Genomic DNA, 16,339 nt, shown 5'->3' with positions numbered 1-16,339 from the left:
AGAACCACCCCATGGCGCTGACCCCGATCGGTCTGTGCAGCAGGGCCCTGATCAAGATCGGGGCAGCTTCCATCACCGGCTTTACCGACGGCACCGCCGAGGCGGAGGTCGCGGACGCGCTCTACGGGCCGACCCGCGACGCGCTGCTCTCGGCCAACGCCTGGAGCTTCGCGACGGTCCAGGCGACGCTGGCCCGGCTGGCCGAGGCGCCGCTCGGCGACCACGGCTTCGCCCATGCCCTGCCGGTCGATTTCCTGCGGGCGCTGTCCGCCGGGACGCCCGGCCGGGGCCGGGGCATCGGCTACAGGATCGTCGGCACCACGCTCCAGTCGGACAGCGACCAGGTCACGCTGACCTATGTCAGCCGCCCGGCGGAGGCGGCGTTCCCGCCGTTCTTCGACCAGGCGCTGATCGCCCGGCTGGCGGCGGAGTTCTGCCTGCCGCTGACCGAGAACACCAGCCGGGCCGAGGCGCTGGCCCGGCTGGCGGAGGCGGAGTTCCGGCGCGCCCGGCTGATCGACGTCCAACAGGACAGCCAGCCGGGCTTCGAGGACTTCACCCTGGTCGAGGCGCGCGGCCGATGACCCGGGTCCGGATCCTGAAGACCAACTTCACCAGCGGCGAGATTTCCCGCCTGCTGCTGGGGCGCGGCGACCTCCGGGCCTACGACAACGGGGCGCTGACCCTGCGCAACCTGCTGATCCACCCGACCGGCGGGATCACCCGGCGGCCGGGCATGGCGTTCTCGGCCGCGGCGCGGGGGCCGGGGCGGTTGGTCGCGTTCGAGTTCAGCACCGAGCAGACCTACCTGCTGGCCTTCTCGGAATACCGCATCGACGTGCTGCGCGGCGACGCCGTCGTGGCGACCGTCGAGGCGCCCTGGACGGCGTCGCAGCTGGGCCAGATCACCTGGACCCAGAGCGGCGACACCCTGCTGGTCTGCCATCCCGACGTCGCCCCGCGCAAGCTGAAGCGTACGGGAGAGTCCGCGTGGTCGCTGGAGGAGTGGCAATTCCTGGTGGAAGGGAGCGCGATCCGCCAGCCCTGGTACCGCTTCGCGCCGGCCGGGGTGACCCTGACGCCGGACGGAACCACCGGGACGGTCGTCCTGACCGCCTCGGCCGCCGTGTTCCAGCCGGGGCACGCGGGCGTCAGGCTGCGGGTGGCGGGCCGCCAGGTCACCGTCCTGGACGTGCTGTCGGGGACGCAGGTGCGGGTCGTGACGGCCGAGGCGCTGACCGGGACCGCCGCCACGGCGGTGTGGGACGAGCAGGCCTTCTCGCCCTTGCGGGGCTATCCGGTCTCGGCCGCGTTCCACCAGGACCGGCTGGTGATCGGCGGCTCGCGCGAGCTGCCGAACCGGCTGTGGCTGTCCCGCTCCGCCGATATCTGGAACTTCGACTTAGGGACGGGGCTCGACGACGAGGCGATCGAGTTCGGCATCCTGTCCGACCAGATCAACGCGATCCGGGCGGTGTTCTCGGGCCGGCACCTGCAGGTCTTCACCTCGGGGGCGGAATGGATGGTCACGGGAGAGCCGCTGACGCCCCAGACCATCCAGCTCAACCGCCAGACCCGCATCGGCTCGCCGACCGACCGGTCGGTGCCGCCGCGCGACGTGGACGGGGCGACCCTGTTCGTGTCGCGCAACGGCCGGGAGATCCGGGAGTTCCTGTTCGCCGACAGCGAACAGGCGTACCAGGCGACAGACCTGGCGCTGCTGGCCCGGCATCTGGTGGTCCGCCCGGTGGACCAGGACTACGACCAGGGACGCCGGCTGATGCTGATCGTCATGGCCGACGGCACGCTGGGAGCCTTGACCCTGTTCCGCGCCGAGCAGGTCACCGCCTGGACCCGGATCGACACCGGCGGGACGATCCATTCCGTCGCCGTGGTCGGCGACGACGTCCATCTGCTGGTCCAGCGGCCGGAAGGCTTCTCGACCCGCTGGAACATCGAGCGGCTGGACGACGCGCTCCACCTGGATGCCGGCCTGTACGGGGAGAGCGACGAACCGGCCGCCGTGTGGTCGGGGCTCGACCACCTGGAGGGGCGGGCCGTCGGGGTGGTGGCCGACGGCGTGCTTCGGCCGGACGCGACGGTGTCCGGCGGCGCCATAACCCTGGACCCGCCGGCCCGCACGGTGGAGGCGGGACTGCCCTTCACCCATGTGGTCGAGCCGCTGCCGCCCAGCCCGCTGTCCACCGGCGGCGGCCGGGGACCGGCGCTCCGGCTGGTCCAGGCGGTCTTCCAGCTGGAGGACACCGCGGCGCTGCGGGCCGACGTCGGTGCCGGCCTGACCGATTTCCCGCTGCGCCGGCTGGGCGACGCGGCGCTCGGCGACGCGGCCCCGCAACGGGTCAGCGGCGACCGCCGGCTGCGCTCGCTCGGCTGGGCGCGGGACCAGACCGCACCGCTGTGGCGGATCGAGCAGGACGCTCCCCTGCCGTTCACGCTGCTCTCCGTAACCATGGAATTGAAGGTGAACGACTGATGGGTGGCATTGCCAACGTGGCCTTGCAGGCCCTGCCGGTGATCTCCAGCGCGCAGCGGGTGGTCAACGGCTTTTCCAGCGCGTCGGACGCCCGCAAGGCGGCGGAGGCCGAAGCCCGGCAAAGGGCCGAGGAGCTGGAGTTCGAGAAGCAGAAGGAGGCGAACCGCCAGCGGGAGCTGGCCGACCAGAAACGCCACGCCGAGGAGGTGCTGCGCGAGACCCACGCCCTCCAGACCCGGCAGCTCCTACAGGGCCAGGAGGCAGCGGCCGAGGCGCAGCGGGCCGATATCGAGACCCGCCGCGCCCAGATCCAGGCCAGCGCCGAAGCCGACGAGGCGGCCCGCCGCGATGCCCTCCGCCGGGCGGTCGGGCGCAGCCGGGCCAGCCTGGGGACGTGGGGCGGCGGCACCGCCGACGGGTCCGGCGAGGCGGTGCTGCTGGGACTGGTCAACCGGACCGACGCCGACAGCCGGAACGCCCAGGCGGTCGAGCGGCTGCGCGGGCAGGCGCTGTCCCAGGAGGTCGAGGATTCCCGCCGGCGCAACCTGCTGGACCAGTCGCAGCTGGCCGAGCGCCAGCGGCTCGAACTGTTCGGCAACGCCTATTAGGGGCGACACGGGAAGTGGACACATCATGACCGGACATATCAAGATCGGCGCGGTTCCCCCGCGCCGGCACTATATCGCGGACGGGACACAGCGGGCCTTCGCCTATCCGTTCCCGATCTTCGCGTCGGAGGACATCGAGGTCCATCTCGACGCCGCCCTCCAGACCGGCGGCTTCACGGTGACCGGAAGCGGCGCCACGGCGGGCGGTACCGTCACCTTCGACGTGGCCCCGCCCGAGGGCGTCCAGGTCACGCTGCTGCGCCGGCTGCCCTACGAGCGGGTGACCGACTTCCTGGAGAGCGGCGCGCTGCCGGCCCGGTCGCTCAACGACGAGTTCGACTACCTGACCGCCTGCGTCCAGCAGCTCGCCGACGACGCGTTGCTGACGCTGCGCTACGCCGCGACCGACCTGCCGGCCTCGTCGCTGCTGCCCGGCCGGGCGGCGCGGGCGAACCGGCTTCTGGCGTTCGACGGCGGCGGCAACCCGACCGTGACGCCGGCGGTGGACGCCGACGCGCTGAGCAGCTTCGTGGCCCCGGGAGCCGGCGCGGTCCGGCGCTCGATCCGGGACAAGCTGGCCGACGTGGCGTCGGTGCGGGACTATGGCGCGGTGGGCGACGGCATCGCCGACGACACCCTGGCGATCCAGGCCGCGCTGACGGCCGCCACGTCCGTCTTCGTGCCGCCGGGCACCTACCGAGTGACCGGGACGCTGCCGGTGGGGTACGGGCAGACGCTGCACGGGTCGGGCGCCGGGTCGATCCTGCGCGCCGACGGAGAGGGCTTTCCGGTCGTCCTGCTGCCCGACAGCTACGCCAGCCTGCACCATCTGCGGATCGAGCAGGGCAGCGTCGGCATCAAGCTGACCGGGCGGGACGGGCCGTGCGTGCAGAACGCGGTGCATGACGTGACGGTGTGGGACACCGGGACCGGCATCGTGCTGGACGGCGGCGACAGCCCGGACCGGCCCTGCTACTGGAACAACTTGGCGCGGGTGCTGGTGGTCCGCCATCTGCTGCACGGCGTCCACCTTGTCCGCACGGGGGAGGGCGACACGCCGAACGCCAACAAGTTCCACTGCGTCCGCGTCTATTCGCTGGCGGTGCCCAGCGCCGGGTCGGGCTTCTACGTCCAGCACGGGCGCTACAACAACGCCTTCGTCGATTGCGAGGCGAACCTGTCCACCACGGCCCATTCCTGCTTCCGGATCGGGCCGGACACCGACAAGAACCTGCTGGTCAACCTCTACACCGAGTCGGTCGGCGGCGTGCCCAACGTGTACCTGGAGGCGGGCTCGAAGGAGACCTCGATCACCAACCTGTTCTCGGCGAGCGGCGGGCCGGCGATCTGGGACCAGTCCGGCGGCGAGTTCACGGCCTACAACGCGGGCTATCCCGCCAAGAACCGGTTCAAGAGAAGCCAGGTCACCGACCTGACGGTGGAGGCGATGCGGTACGAGACCCGCTTCGTCGACCCGGTCGCGGGCGGGCTGGTGCTGCCGGACATGACGCGCTCGGTCCATCTGGTCAGCGCCTTCAACGGCGCCGTCGAGTTCCGCCTGCCGGCGCCCCCGGATGCCGAGGGGCGGTCGCTGACGGTCAAGAAGATGGACCTGAGCGGCAACGCCGTGACGGTCACCGACGCCACCGGATCGGGGCCGGACGGCAGGCCGTTCCCGCTCGGCAGCCGGTACGATTTCGTCACCGTCGTCTCCAACGGGGCGGCGTGGTGGATCACGGCGGCCCACGCGGTGCCGGGCAACGCCGGCTTCTTCGAGGGCGGCAGCCTGTTCGAGCCGGACCTGGCGCGGGGCTTCTACCTGGTCAGCGCCTATGGCGGTCCGACGGAGGTCCGGCTGCCGGCCCCGTCCGCCACCCTGGCGGTCGGCCGCACCGTCACGATCAAGAAATCCGACGTCAGCGGCAACGCCGTGACCGTCACCCAGGCGGGCGGCGGCGGACCCGACGGCGAGGCCATCGCGCTGGTCGAGAAGGGGCATGCGGTGACCGCGATGTCCAACGGCGCCGCCTGGCACATCCTGGCGCGCAACCCATGAAAGGACCTGGAACCCGATGCTCGATGAAGGACAAGATATGCGAACCACCCTGCTGGCGGTGGTCCTGCCGCCGGCGGTGAAACGGGCCGCCGAAGCCTACGGGAAGATCTGCGAAGTCTCCCTGCCGGACGATCCGAAGGAGTTCACCGCCCTCCAGGGCGCCTGCAAGGCGGCGATCGGCCACCTGACGGCGCTCTTCCAACTCCACCGGCTGGTCACGGCGACGCTGCCGAAGGCGGGGCCGGACGGTGCCGCCCCGGACGATGGCGCTCCGGGCGATCCGTTCGCCGAGGTCTATGCCCGGGCGGCGCGCACGATCGCCGAACTGGACGGGACGGACGCCCCGGACGGGGACTGAACGGCGGTGGAAAGGTTCGAGAGTTTCAGGGATTTCCTGATCGTGTGGAACACGTTCCAGGACCTGCCGTCGCCCGACCACCACATGCGCATCGCCGAATGGCTGACCACGGGCTGGTACGGGGGAGACCGCCGGCTCCTCCTGATGGCGTTCCGCAACAGCGGGAAATCGACCGTGGTCGGGCTGTTCGCGGCCTGGCTGCTGAAGACCGACCCGTCCCTGCGGATCATGGTGCTGGCGGCCGACCTGGCGCTGGCCAAGAAGATGGTCCGCACCGTCAAGCGGATCGTCGAGCGCCACCCCCAGACCCAGGGCCTCAAGCCCGAGCGGGCCGACCAGTGGGCCAGCGACCAGTTCACCGTCCGGCGGCCGATGGAACTGCGCGATCCCAGCATGCTGGCCCGCGGGATCGGGGCGAACCTGACCGGCAGCCGGGCGGACGTCGTGATCTGCGACGACGTGGAGGTCCCGCGCACCTGCGACACCGCGCCGAAACGGGAGGACCTGCGCGAGCGGCTGAGCGAGATCGACTATATCCTGGTGCCCGGCGGCATGCAGCTCTATGTCGGCACGCCGCACAGCTACTACACCATCTATGCCGACGAGCCGCGCGCCGAGATCGGCGAGGCCGTTCCCTTCCTCGACGGGTTCCAGCGGCTTCTCATCCCGATCCGGGACGCCGACGAGAAAAGCGCCTGGCCCACGCGCTTCCCGGACGAGGCGATCGAGCGCATCCGCCGGGCGACCGGGCCGAACAAGTTCGAAAGCCAGATGATGCTGAAGCCGGTCAGCATCGCCGACGGCCGGCTCGACCCGGACCGCCTGCTGCCCTACGAGGCCGAGCTGGACTACCGCGAAGCCCGCGGCGTTCCGGTGCTGATGCTGGGCGACCGGCGCATGGTGTCGGCCAGCTGCTGGTGGGACCCGGCCTACGGGGCGGCGGCGCCGGACGGTGCCGCGCGGGAGGGCAGGGCGGGGGACGGCAGCGTCCTGGCCGCCGTCTTCTCCGACGCCGACGGAGGCTACTGGCTGCATCGGATCCGCTACCTGACGGCGGTTCCGGACGGCGACGACCACGAGGCGGCGCAGCAGTGCCGGCAGGTGGCGGAGTTCCTGCGCGACCTCCACCTGCCGTCGGTCATCCTGGAGACCAACGGCGTGGGAAAGTTCCTGCCCGGCATCCTGCGGCGGGAGTTGGCGCGGTGCGGGGTCGGGGCCTCGGTGGTGGAGAAGAGCTCCAGCGTGCCGAAGGACCGCCGCATCCTGGAGGCGTTCGACGCCGTGCTGGCCGCCGGCGCGCTGCATGCCCACCGCAGCGTCTGGGACACGCCCTTCGTGCGGGAAATGCGCGAGTGGCGCCCCGGCGGCCGGCACAAGGGCCACGACGACGGCCTGGACGCCGTCGCCGGCTGCCTGTCGACCGAGCCGGTCCGTTTCGGCGCGGTCGCGAGGCCCGGCCGGAACGCCGACTGGCGCGGTGGCCCGCCGGGTCGGGCCGTGACCGACTTCAAAGTGTGACCTTCCCGCCAGCGGGAATGACCGGGCCGCCCATTCGGGGCGGCCTTTCTTCGTCCTGATCAGGAGAAAAGCAAATGCCTGAAGCTTCCGGGATCAATCTCTCCTGGTGGATCACCGTCGTCGAGCTGCCGATGCTGGCCGCCCTGTTCTGGCTGATCTGGCATGTCCGCCAGGAGTCGGAGGAGGCGCTCGACCGTGTCCACCGCCTGTCCGAGACGGCGCTGTCCCAGATGCGGGAGAGCCTGTCGGCCTACAAGCTGGAGGTCGCCAAGACCTACGTGTCCGTCGGCTACCTGAAGGACGTCGAGCGCCGGCTGACCGACCATCTGCTGCGCATCGACGCGAAGCTGGACGGAGCGGCCCTGATCCAGGCCGAGCGGTCGGGAGAGCGGCGATGACCCGGCGGAGGCTGGTGCCCGTTCCATCGCCCGCTGCCTCGCCCGCCGCCCGGCCCGCCGCGGGCGGGCCGGGCGACGGCACCATCGACATCTTTGCCCGCACCCTGTGGGGCGAGGCGCGGACCGAGACGCTGCGGGGCATGGAGGCGGTGGCCGCGGTCGTCATGAACCGGGCGGCCCTGGAGCCCGGCGCAGCCATCGCCGACATCTGCCGGCGGTTTCCCTGCTGGAGCGCCGACAACCCGGCCCTGTTCCGGCTTTCCGTCGTCCAGCCCTCCGGTCCAACGGGGAGCGGCCGGGCATCGTCCGACGCCCTGCTGTTCGCGACCTGCCTGCGGATCGCCCGGCGGGCGGCGGCCGGCCTGCTGGACGATCCGACCGGGGGCGCCACCCTGTACCATGACGGCGGAATCCTGCCGGACTGGGCGGCTCGGCTGGCGCCGACCGCGGAGATCGGCGACCGCCTGTTCTACGCGGCCGGCGGCGGGGTGCCGTCATGATCCCGCTGGCGCTCGCCCAACTCGGGCTCCCGTTGCTCCTGAAGGCGGTCGGGGCCGGGCTGGAGAAGATCGACGGTCCCGTCGCGGCCCAGGCCGCAAAGGCCGTCCGGGCGGTGGACGCCGCGGTGGGCGACGGCAGCATCCCGGCCGAATCGGTGGCCGAGGCGAACCGCCACGTGGAGCGGATGGCCGAGCTGGACTCCGCCGACCGGCGGGTCGCGCTGACCGAGGTGAACCGGAGCCTGCGGGCGGAAGTCGCGTCGGAGGACGCCTATGTCCGGCGGATGCGGCCGACCTTCGGCTACATCATGGCGCTGACCTGGCTCGCCCAGATGCTCGCCATCGCCTGGGTGATCGTGACCGACCCCGGACAGGCGAATCTGGTCATCACGGCGATGACCTCGCTCGGCACGATCTGGACCGTCGGCCTCAGCGTCCTGGGCATCTATGTCTACAAGAGGTCCGGCGACAAGCGGGTCGCGGCGGGCGACGGGCCGGAGTCCGGGCCGTTCGCTTTCCTGGCGCGCCGGGTTGGAAAGGGGGCGTCCTGAAGCTCGGCGGCCGCGGCGGCATCATGCCGCCGCGCCGTCGGGTTCCAGGTCGTCCAGCCCGCGCGGGCCGTCAGCCTTCCTCGTTGATCATCGCCTGGTAGATCTTCCAGGCGGTCTCGACGCTGACATGGCCCGAACGCGCGCCGGCGGTCAGCATCGCGGTGGTCGGCTTGATCGGGACGCTGACCAGGCCGGTGTCGCCCATGGTCTCGACCACGTTCAGCGCATAGTTCATCGCGTTGCTGGCAGGCCGCTTCTCGTCGATTTGATAATGCAGTCGCGTATCCATGTTTTCCTCCTGGTGGTGGACCTGTAAAGGCAAGATCGGTGCCACTCACCCGGGAGTCCGATCGTTGCCTCGGATACGAAACAAAAGGCATGACGGAACATGGGCTTAACGGACAGGCCGAGGTCGGAGGCGGTCGAATCCAATCCTTCCGCCATGGTTAGCGACAGATTAGCAACCGGTTCGGCTTTGCAAATTGCCGAAGGGACCGCACATCGCGTCTCGCATTCTGCAAAAAGAATAGGGTTATTCCACGGAGCCGCCCGGCCTTTGCACCGCGGCCCGTTTGGGCTAGTGTCCCGGCCATGACCAGCGACACCGTCATTTACCACATGTGCCGGGCCGAGGAATGGGCGGCAGCCGAGCGCGCCGGAAGCTATCCCGGCTCGTCCCAGGATGCCGCCGACGGCTTCATCCATTTCTCCACCGCCGCCCAGATCGTCGAGAGCGCCGCGAAGCACCGGAAAGGGCAGGCTGGCCTGGTCCTGCTGACAGTGCGCGCCGACCGGCTGGGACCCGCCCTGAAATGGGAGCCGTCGCGCGGCGGGCAACTCTTCCCCCATCTCTACGGTGCCCTGCCGGTCGAGGCGGTCGTCGCGGTCGATTCCCTGCCGCTGGGTCCCGACGGCCGGCACCGGTTCCCGCAGGGCGTCGCCGACGATACCCGGAGTAATGACGGAAATTGATCGACCTCTTTCCCGTCGCGGGGCCGCTGCTCCGCCGGCTCGACCCGGAAACCGCCCACGGCCTCACAATCTCGGCCCTGAAGACCGGCCTGGTGCCGGCCAGCCGCGCCGCCGCCGATCCGGCCCTGGCCTGCCGCGTGTGGGGACTGGACTTCGCCAATCCGGTCGGCCTCGCCGCCGGGTTCGACAAGAACGCGGAAGTCCCGGACGCCATGCTGGCCCAGGGTTTCGGCTTCGTCGAGGTGGGCAGCGTGACGCCCCGCCCGCAGCCCGGCAACCCGCGTCCGCGCGTGTTCCGCCTGCCGGAGCAGCGGGCGATGATCAACCGCTACGGCTTCAACAATGACGGGCTGGACGTCGTCGCCGCCCGCCTGGAGGGCCGGGCGGGCCGGCCGGGGCTGGTCGGGGCCAATGTCGGCAAGAACAAGGAGACGGCGGACGCCGCGGCCGACTACGTGATCGGCATTCGCCGGCTGGCCCGGCTCGCGGATTACCTGGTGATCAACGTCTCGTCGCCCAACACGCCCGGCCTCCGCACGCTCCAGGGCCGCGAACCGCTGGCCGAGCTGCTGGACCGGTCGCTGGCCGCGCGCGCCGAGGCTGCCGCCGGCAAGCCGCCGCCGCTGCTTCTGAAGATCGCGCCCGACCTGACCGACGAGGACAAGGCCGACATCGCGGAGGTGGCGCTGGCCAGCGGCATCGACGGGCTGATCGTCTCCAACACGACGGTCTCCCGCCCTCCCGGGCTGCCGCCGGCGATCGCGGCCGAGACCGGCGGGCTGAGCGGGGCTCCCCTGATGGCGGCGTCCACCGCCGTGCTGGCCGACTTGTACCGCCTGACCGGAGGCAGGCTCCCGCTGGTGGGATGCGGCGGCATCGAGTCCGGCCGCGACGCCTACGCCAAGGTCCGCGCCGGCGCCTCGCTGGTCCAGCTCTATACCGCCCTGGTCTACCGGGGGCCGCGCCTTGTGGGCGAGATCAACCGCGACCTTGCTGCCCTTTTGCGCGCCGACGGGTTTCCTTCCCTGAAGGACGCCGTCGGGGCCGACCACCGGCGGGCTTCACCCGTTTCTCCCGTAGCTTGAAGGGCGACATGCATTCCGAAGACACTCCCGCGGCGGTTCCCGTCCATTCCGGCATCGCCGCGCTGGCGGATCGTTACGATGGCTATATCCTCGATCTCTGGGGGGTCCTGCACAACGGGGTCGAGGCCTATCCGGGCGTCATCGACTGCCTGGACCGGCTGAGGGCCCGGGGCAAGCGGGTCTGCCTGCTGTCCAACGCGCCGCGCCGCTGCGCCGGCGTCGCGGAGAAGCTGGCCGGCATGGGTATCACGCCGGACCATTACGACCACCTGATGACTTCGGGGGAGGCCACGCACGACGCCCTGGCCGATCCGCCGGACGAGTGGCACGCGGGCCTCGGGCGCCGCTGCCTCCATATCGGGCCGCCGCGCGACGCCGATGTGTTCGAGGAGCTCCCGCTCGAGATGGTCGACGATCCGGCACGGGCGGATTTCGTCGTCAATACCGGGATCGACAGCTTCGACGAGACGATCGCCGACTACGAGGCGATCCTGAAATCCTGCGCCGCGCACGCGCTGCCGATGGTCTGCGCCAATCCCGACCTCGTCGTGGTGGTCGGCACCAAGATGGCGATCTGCGCAGGCATGCTGGCCCAGCGCTACGAGGAGCTGGGCGGTTCCGTGCGGTATCATGGAAAGCCGCACGCCCCGGTCTACCGGCGCTGCTTCGACCTGCTCGGCATCCATGACCGGGCGAGGATCGCGGCCGTCGGCGACAGTTTCCGGACCGACGTGGCGGGAGCGAACGCCGCCGGGATCGACGCCCTCCTGGTGACCAGCGGCATCCATCTCGAAGAGCTGGCGACCGCCTGGGGCGAGCATCCCGACCCGATCAGGCTGGCCGCCGCCGCCGCCGCGAGCGGCCATATTCCGCAAGGGGCCATTCCGCGGTTCCACTGGTAACCGGAACGCCGGACGTCGATCCGAAGCGCAGGCCGGCCCTTGCCCACGGGGCGATTGCCGGCCTGCGGGGCGTTGATCCCGGCGTTCAGTTGCCGTCGCTCGCCGCCGCGCGCCGCGGGCCGACGACGTCGAGCGCCGCACTCACCAGGGCGCCGCACCGGAGCCCCTCGTCCGGCGCGGGATCCGCATTCACGTCGAAGTCCGATTCCTCCGCCATGCCGGCGAAGCGCATGCTCTGGAAGGCCGAGGCATCCCTGAAATAGCAGATCAGGAAAACCCGGATCGCGGCCGTGAGGTTGGTGTCGGCCCGCTTCTCGTCGATCATCGAGATGATCTCGTTGATGGACCGCTCCTCGCGCCGGCAAATATCGGTAAGCGAGGTCCACATCACCTGCTCCATCCGAATGCTGGTCCGGCGTCCTGAGACCGTCACGTTACGGCAGATCAATGCCGTGTCCATATTCGTCGCTTGCATCGACACCACCACCACTCTGTTAGCCACATATGCATTGGGCGAAAGATGATATGGCTTTGGTACTATGCAGACGATCGTATGACAACGCAGAAAGTTATATGGAGAAGCAAATTACCCAAAAATGACACAGATGGGCTACCCCAAGCGTTCATGGCTCGATGATCGGATCGGCGAAGGAGGCCGGCGGATTGGGGTGGATGAAGCCGTTGGTGGGGTACGTCTTGCCGAAGCTTCCCGTCGGCCGGTACATGACCCGGACCGCCGTCCAGTCATTGCCGGGGGAGACGTCCCGGACCAGATCCCGCGAGATCCTGCCCTTGGCGCCGTCGCGCGGCGCCCAGTTGGCGTGTTCGATCACGATCGTGCGCGAATCCAGGACATGCCTCACCAGGGCCACGTGGCCGGACGGCATCGCCTTGGTCCGCTGGAAGACCATCACGGCGTCGCGGTGGGGGCGCTGCCCCGTTTCGTAGCGCCCCTTGGCGTGGGGCCACCACATCCAGGCATTGCCCGAAAGTTCGATCGCGCCCGCTTGCCGGACGAACTGGACGCAGTTCACGTAGCCGGCCAGGGCAGGTCCGGACAGGGACAGGGCCGCCAGAGAGAAAAGAACCGCGGCAACTCCCGACTTCGCTAACCGGAGAAAAGGCATCGTCCACTCCCTGGCCTGTTTTCTCCTTCTACAGCGGCAACTGCTCCGCCAGCAAGCAAAGATGTTGTAGCGATAGCACACATTATAAAAATAATTCTCATCCGAAGGGATAAGGAACTGATTTCGCCCCATAAAAGGTACAAACAAGTCGGTCTGCCGGAAGTGGAACCGAAGTATTTGGTGCAGCCATCGTGCCGTTCCGGATGCTTTTCGCTGTCCGCACTGCTCCGGTTTCCCGTTTTGTCTGCAATTCCCGAGCCTGCCTGCGGCAAATTGTCTGTCGGCGTGGTTTGGTGCTCCGGGTGTGCGATTCCGTGTTGGCAAAGCATCGAAAGGGCATTTATAAAAACCTTATCAGTTTGCTGCGGTGCAACAAGAGTGAAACTATTGGAGTTCCAACAGATGTCCCAGAACAATTTCGACTTCGGCAAGCTGTTCAGTGGCCAGGTTCCGAACCTCGACGTCAAAGCGTTGATCGACGCGCAGAACCGCAATTTCGAAGCCATGGTCAAGGTCGGCAGGATTTTCGCCGATACGGCCCAGACCCTGATCAAGCGCCAGGTCGAGATCGCCGAGGCGAACCTGAAGGACTCCGCGGAGAGCGCCAAGGCCGTCCTGGCGGTCAAGGATCTCCCGGCCACCCTGAACATGCAGGCGGAACTCGCGAAGACCACGGCCGACAAGGTCAGCGCCCAAGTCCGCGAATTGTCGGAGATCGCCGCCAAGGGCAGCCGGGAGGCCTATTCGGTCATCAGCTCCCGCACGCAGGAAAGCGTCGCCGAGCTGAAGGCGCTGACGGTCTCCAAGGCCGCCTGAGATCGCGGGCGCGGCGGCGGGGCCGCCGCCGCGCCGGATCGACGCCATCGGGTCGTACAAGGCCGCGCCGGCACCGGCGCGGCCTTTCCTGTTTCCGGCGTGTCCCATCGGCGCCGGGCGGGTGGGAACCTTTGGTCGGTCGTTGCGTTGATGCCGCGCCCGTGCCCCTCGGGTGCCGGCAAAGGTGACGACGATGACCATCCTGAACGTAAGGCACGTGACCGTGTACCGCTACTCGACGCCGGTGAGCTTCGGGGAGCACCGCCTGATGTTCAGGCCGCGCGACAGTCACGACATGCGGTTGCTCGAAACCAGGATGACGATCAGCCCGCCGCCGACAAACGTCCGCTGGATGCACGACGTCTTCGGCAACTCGATCGCGATCGCCTCGTTCGACCAGACCGCGGCCGAACTGCGGTTCGAGAGCTCCATCCGGCTGGATCATTTCGGCCTGTCCAATCCCGACTTCCCGATCGAGGACTACGCGAAGACCTATCCGTTCTCCTACTCGGCCGAGGAGATCCCGGATCTCGGGCGCACGACGGAGCGCCATTTCCCCGATCCCGACCATCTGGTCGACGAGTGGGCCAAGCAGTTCATCCGGACCGACGGTCCGACCGAGACCCAGGAGATGCTGGTCGCGATGACCGGCACCATCAAGGAAAGCTTCACCTACAAGGCGCGAGTCGCCGTCGGGACCCAGAGCCCGGCGGAGACCCTGGAAACCCGGACCGGCACCTGCCGTGACTTCGCCCTCCTGATGATGGAGGCGGCACGCACGCTGGGTTTCGCCGCCCGCTTCGTTTCGGGGTATCTCTACGACCCGGCGGTCGACGGCGATCCCGAGAGCCGGGTCGGCGGCGGCGCCACCCATGCCTGGGTCCAGATCTACCTGCCGGGTGCCGGATGGGTCGAGTTCGACCCGACCAACGGCATCGTCGGCGGCGCCGGCCTCATCCGGGTCGCGGTCACCCGGGACCCGGCGCAGGCCGTTCCCCTCACCGGCGACTGGTTCGGCGAGGCGGAGGACTTCCTGGGCATGGAGGTCGAGGTGACCGTCACCTCCGAATAGCGGGCCGGCCGAGCATCGAGCCGGCCGAGCATCCAGCCGGGGAGAACCGCCGGCCACGAAATCTTTTGCGGGTAGTGAAACCGGAGCGTCAAAAATCCGTCACGCATGTCCGCTATATTGGGGGTAGCCGCTCCCTGAAATTTCGAGGCAAGACGTCATGTCTGCATGTGCGCCCGTGCCGCGCAGCTACCGCTTGCCAGGACCGAACAGGACGGCGCCCGGGGAAGGCGGCTTCAGGGCCGGGGATCTGATCATCCCGCTGCCGTCCATCGACCCGCTGGTGCATTGCACGCGGGTCTACGACATCTTCGCCGACCATCCGGAATGGCCGGCGCTGGCGGTGGTGAACCGCGGCGCCGTGGTCGGGATGATCGCCCGGCCGGACCTGTACGCGACTTTCGCCAAGCCCCTGCTGCGCGACCTGTACGAGCGCCGGCCGATTTCCCTCCTCATGGACCGCCTGCCGCTGGTCGTCGACGCGGACCTCAGCCTGGACGAGGTCAGCCAGCGCATCGCCCACGACAAGCCGGAGGCGCTGGTCAGCGGCTTCATCATCACGGAGCGGGACGAGTATCGCGGGATCGCCACGGCGCTGGCGCTGATGGGCAGGTCGGTCGAGCAGGCCCGGGCCAAGAACCGCGAACTGGACGAGGCCCGCAGGGCGGCAGAGGCGGCCAACTCCGCCAAGAGCAGCTTCCTGGCCAACATGAGCCACGAGCTGCGCACGCCGCTCAACGCGGTGATCGGGTTCGCCGAGCTGATCGAGTCGGAGGTGTTCGGTCCCCTGGGCAACAAGCGCTACGGGGAATATGCGGCGGATATCCGCGTCAGCGGCCACCATCTGCTCGACCTGATCAACGACCTGCTCGACCTGTCCAAGGCCGAGGCGAACCGGCTGGAGTTGAGCGAGGGAAAGATCGACGTGCGGTCCATCGTCGGCTCCAGCGTCAGGATCGTCGCCGAACTGGCGCAGCGCGGCGGCGTCACTCTCCGGGCGGCGGTCCCGGCACCCCTGCCGCCCCTGTGGGGGGACGAGCGCAAGCTGCGCCAGATGGTCCTGAACCTGGTCTCCAACGCGGTCAAGTTCACGCCGGCCGGCGGCGGCGTGACGGTTTCCGCCGCCCTGACGGGGGAGGGCGGGCTGGCGGTCGCCGTCTCGGATACCGGCATCGGGATGAGCCCCGACGAGCAGGTCAGGGCGATGGAGCCGTTCAGCCAGATCGACAATGCCATGAACCGCCGCCAGAAGGGGACGGGGTTGGGGCTTCCCCTTACCCGGCGGCTGGTCGAGCTGCATGGCGGCAGGCTGCGCATCGACAGCGTCTCCGGCCACGGCACCACGATCACCCTGTACTTCCCGGCCGAACGCCTGGAATCGCGCGTGGTCAGCCCGGTGGAGGCGTGAGCAGGCTCCGGAACTCCGCCACCACCGCCTCGTAGATCGGCCGCTTGAACGGGACGATCAGGTCGGCGAGCCGGTCCGGCTCGACCCACTGCCAGGCGTCGAACTCCGGATGGTCGGTGACGAGGTCGATGTCGCCGTCGGTTCCGGTGAAGCGGGCCAGGATCCATTTCTGCTCCTGCCCGCGGTACTTGCCTTTCCAGACTTTGCCGATCAGGTGGGGCGGCAGGTCGTAGCGCAGCCAGTCCTCCGTCTCGGCGACGACCTCGGCGGCTCCGGTGCCGATCTCCTCGACCAGTTCGCGGAGCGCGGCCTCGCGCGGGGTCTCGCCGGCATCGATGCCGCCCTGGGGCATCTGCCAGGCGTCGGGCGTGTCGATCCGCCGGCCGACGAAGACCTTGCCGCCGGGGTTGACCAGCATGATTCCGACGCAGGGCCGGTAGGGCAGTTTGTCCGCTTTGCTCATGGGGCTTCTTCCTG

At 69.3% G+C, this 16,339-nt stretch carries 19 protein-coding genes; 15 read left to right on the top strand and 4 right to left on the bottom strand.

Features of this window, described 5'->3' with window-relative positions:
* Positions 1-11 precede the first annotated feature (11 nt).
* The 9 genes from JL101_RS21905 to JL101_RS21860 all read left to right on the top strand — a co-directional run bounded on the left by JL101_RS21905 (position 12) and on the right by JL101_RS21860 (position 8,483).
* Positions 12-584: a hypothetical protein gene (locus JL101_RS21905; protein WP_202681962.1), complete on the top strand. Its 573-nt coding sequence runs from the start codon at positions 12-14 to the stop codon at positions 582-584.
* Positions 581-2,494 carry a hypothetical protein gene (locus tag JL101_RS21900; RefSeq protein WP_203096335.1) on the top strand — a complete coding sequence of 638 codons (1,914 nt, stop codon included), beginning with the start codon at positions 581-583 and terminating at the stop codon, positions 2,492-2,494. Before JL101_RS21905 ends, JL101_RS21900 begins: the two co-directional genes overlap by 4 nt.
* A complete protein-coding gene (locus JL101_RS21895) occupies positions 2,494-3,102 on the top strand; it encodes a hypothetical protein (protein WP_203096337.1) in 609 nt (202 codons plus the stop codon). The genes JL101_RS21900 and JL101_RS21895 overlap by 1 nt, the downstream gene beginning before the upstream one ends.
* A 25-nt stretch (positions 3,103-3,127) precedes the next feature.
* Positions 3,128-5,158: a glycosyl hydrolase family 28-related protein gene (locus JL101_RS21885; RefSeq protein WP_203096338.1), complete on the top strand. Its 2,031-nt coding sequence runs from the start codon at positions 3,128-3,130 to the stop codon at positions 5,156-5,158.
* A gap of 37 nt (positions 5,159-5,195) precedes the next feature.
* The gene (locus JL101_RS21880) at positions 5,196-5,516 is read left to right on the top strand and encodes a hypothetical protein (RefSeq protein WP_203096340.1); all 321 of its coding nucleotides are present in this window, start codon (positions 5,196-5,198) and stop codon (positions 5,514-5,516) included.
* A 6-nt stretch (positions 5,517-5,522) separates the two neighbouring features.
* On the top strand, positions 5,523-7,034 hold the full coding sequence (gene terL / locus JL101_RS21875) for a phage terminase large subunit (RefSeq protein WP_203096342.1): 1,512 nt from the start codon (positions 5,523-5,525) through the stop codon (positions 7,032-7,034).
* Between the two features lie 74 nt (positions 7,035-7,108).
* Complete coding sequence (locus JL101_RS21870; protein WP_158046924.1) at positions 7,109-7,432, top strand: hypothetical protein; 324 nt, start codon at positions 7,109-7,111, stop codon at positions 7,430-7,432.
* Positions 7,429-7,932: a cell wall hydrolase gene (locus JL101_RS21865; RefSeq protein WP_203096344.1), complete on the top strand. Its 504-nt coding sequence runs from the start codon at positions 7,429-7,431 to the stop codon at positions 7,930-7,932. Before JL101_RS21870 ends, JL101_RS21865 begins: the two co-directional genes overlap by 4 nt.
* Positions 7,929-8,483, top strand: coding sequence for a 3TM-type holin (locus tag JL101_RS21860; RefSeq protein ID WP_203096347.1), 555 nt, complete (start codon positions 7,929-7,931; stop codon positions 8,481-8,483). Before JL101_RS21865 ends, JL101_RS21860 begins: the two co-directional genes overlap by 4 nt.
* A 70-nt stretch (positions 8,484-8,553) precedes the next feature.
* On the opposite strand, the gene JL101_RS21855 is transcribed toward JL101_RS21860, so the two are convergent.
* Positions 8,554-8,772, bottom strand: coding sequence for a hypothetical protein (locus JL101_RS21855; protein WP_203096349.1), 219 nt, complete (start codon positions 8,770-8,772; stop codon positions 8,554-8,556).
* 302 nt (positions 8,773-9,074) lie between these two features.
* Between JL101_RS21855 and JL101_RS21850 the strand changes: the two genes are divergently transcribed.
* Genes JL101_RS21850 through JL101_RS21840 form a run of 3 tightly spaced genes read left to right on the top strand, consistent with a single transcriptional unit; the run spans position 9,075 to position 11,442 of the window.
* Positions 9,075-9,455, top strand: a complete 381-nt coding sequence (locus JL101_RS21850) for a DUF952 domain-containing protein (protein WP_228435054.1) — start codon at positions 9,075-9,077, stop codon at positions 9,453-9,455.
* Positions 9,452-10,540: a quinone-dependent dihydroorotate dehydrogenase gene (locus JL101_RS21845; RefSeq protein WP_203096351.1), complete on the top strand. Its 1,089-nt coding sequence runs from the start codon at positions 9,452-9,454 to the stop codon at positions 10,538-10,540. The genes JL101_RS21850 and JL101_RS21845 overlap by 4 nt, the downstream gene beginning before the upstream one ends.
* Positions 10,541-10,548: 8 nt before the next feature.
* Positions 10,549-11,442: a TIGR01459 family HAD-type hydrolase gene (locus JL101_RS21840; RefSeq protein ID WP_203096353.1), complete on the top strand. Its 894-nt coding sequence runs from the start codon at positions 10,549-10,551 to the stop codon at positions 11,440-11,442.
* Between the two features lie 85 nt (positions 11,443-11,527).
* On the opposite strand, the gene JL101_RS21835 is transcribed toward JL101_RS21840, so the two are convergent.
* Both JL101_RS21835 and JL101_RS21830 read right to left on the bottom strand, forming a co-directional pair.
* Positions 11,528-11,830 (bottom strand): ribbon-helix-helix domain-containing protein, encoded by a 303-nt coding sequence (locus JL101_RS21835; protein ID WP_407697343.1) that lies wholly within the window; start codon positions 11,828-11,830, stop codon positions 11,528-11,530.
* A 235-nt stretch (positions 11,831-12,065) separates the two neighbouring features.
* Positions 12,066-12,569 (bottom strand): CHAP domain-containing protein, encoded by a 504-nt coding sequence (locus JL101_RS21830; RefSeq protein WP_203096357.1) that lies wholly within the window; start codon positions 12,567-12,569, stop codon positions 12,066-12,068.
* 402 nt (positions 12,570-12,971) lie between these two features.
* Between JL101_RS21830 and JL101_RS21825 the strand changes: the two genes are divergently transcribed.
* The 3 genes from JL101_RS21825 to JL101_RS21815 all read left to right on the top strand — a co-directional run bounded on the left by JL101_RS21825 (position 12,972) and on the right by JL101_RS21815 (position 15,862).
* Positions 12,972-13,385, top strand: a complete 414-nt coding sequence (locus JL101_RS21825; RefSeq protein ID WP_203096359.1) for a phasin family protein — start codon at positions 12,972-12,974, stop codon at positions 13,383-13,385.
* Positions 13,386-13,578: 193 nt separating this feature from the next.
* On the top strand, positions 13,579-14,457 hold the full coding sequence (locus JL101_RS21820) for a transglutaminase family protein (RefSeq protein ID WP_203096361.1): 879 nt from the start codon (positions 13,579-13,581) through the stop codon (positions 14,455-14,457).
* A 157-nt stretch (positions 14,458-14,614) separates the two neighbouring features.
* Positions 14,615-15,862: a sensor histidine kinase gene (locus JL101_RS21815; protein ID WP_203096363.1), complete on the top strand. Its 1,248-nt coding sequence runs from the start codon at positions 14,615-14,617 to the stop codon at positions 15,860-15,862.
* Here JL101_RS21815 and JL101_RS21810 read toward each other — a convergent pair.
* Positions 15,843-16,325 carry an RNA pyrophosphohydrolase gene (locus JL101_RS21810; protein WP_203096364.1) on the bottom strand — a complete coding sequence of 161 codons (483 nt, stop codon included), beginning with the start codon at positions 16,323-16,325 and terminating at the stop codon, positions 15,843-15,845. The two genes, JL101_RS21815 and JL101_RS21810, sit on opposite strands and share 20 nt — an antisense overlap.
* Positions 16,326-16,339 lie beyond the last annotated feature (14 nt).

It is taken from the genome of Skermanella rosea, from assembly GCF_016806835.2.
Classification (GTDB): Bacteria; Pseudomonadota; Alphaproteobacteria; order Azospirillales; family Azospirillaceae; genus Skermanella; species Skermanella rosea.
Note: the sequence above shows the minus strand (reverse complement) of the source record. Positions and strands in the feature narration are given on the sequence as shown.

Coding starts and splice junctions, on each gene's coding strand:
- JL101_RS21905 (WP_202681962.1), top strand. CDS start 12: ATGGCGCTGACCCCGATCGGTCTGTGCAGCAGGGCCCTGATCAAGATC.
- JL101_RS21900 (WP_203096335.1), top strand. CDS start 581: ATGACCCGGGTCCGGATCCTGAAGACCAACTTCACCAGCGGCGAGATT.
- JL101_RS21895 (WP_203096337.1), top strand. CDS start 2,494: ATGGGTGGCATTGCCAACGTGGCCTTGCAGGCCCTGCCGGTGATCTCC.
- JL101_RS21885 (WP_203096338.1), top strand. CDS start 3,128: ATGACCGGACATATCAAGATCGGCGCGGTTCCCCCGCGCCGGCACTAT.
- JL101_RS21880 (WP_203096340.1), top strand. CDS start 5,196: ATGCGAACCACCCTGCTGGCGGTGGTCCTGCCGCCGGCGGTGAAACGG.
- JL101_RS21870 (WP_158046924.1), top strand. CDS start 7,109: ATGCCTGAAGCTTCCGGGATCAATCTCTCCTGGTGGATCACCGTCGTC.
- JL101_RS21865 (WP_203096344.1), top strand. CDS start 7,429: ATGACCCGGCGGAGGCTGGTGCCCGTTCCATCGCCCGCTGCCTCGCCC.
- JL101_RS21860 (WP_203096347.1), top strand. CDS start 7,929: ATGATCCCGCTGGCGCTCGCCCAACTCGGGCTCCCGTTGCTCCTGAAG.
- JL101_RS21855 (WP_203096349.1), bottom strand. CDS start 8,772: ATGGATACGCGACTGCATTATCAAATCGACGAGAAGCGGCCTGCCAGC.
- JL101_RS21850 (WP_228435054.1), top strand. CDS start 9,075: ATGACCAGCGACACCGTCATTTACCACATGTGCCGGGCCGAGGAATGG.
- JL101_RS21840 (WP_203096353.1), top strand. CDS start 10,549: ATGCATTCCGAAGACACTCCCGCGGCGGTTCCCGTCCATTCCGGCATC.
- JL101_RS21835 (WP_407697343.1), bottom strand. CDS start 11,830: ATGTGGACCTCGCTTACCGATATTTGCCGGCGCGAGGAGCGGTCCATC.
- JL101_RS21830 (WP_203096357.1), bottom strand. CDS start 12,569: ATGCCTTTTCTCCGGTTAGCGAAGTCGGGAGTTGCCGCGGTTCTTTTC.
- JL101_RS21825 (WP_203096359.1), top strand. CDS start 12,972: ATGTCCCAGAACAATTTCGACTTCGGCAAGCTGTTCAGTGGCCAGGTT.
- JL101_RS21820 (WP_203096361.1), top strand. CDS start 13,579: ATGACCATCCTGAACGTAAGGCACGTGACCGTGTACCGCTACTCGACG.
- JL101_RS21815 (WP_203096363.1), top strand. CDS start 14,615: ATGTCTGCATGTGCGCCCGTGCCGCGCAGCTACCGCTTGCCAGGACCG.
- JL101_RS21810 (WP_203096364.1), bottom strand. CDS start 16,325: ATGAGCAAAGCGGACAAACTGCCCTACCGGCCCTGCGTCGGAATCATG.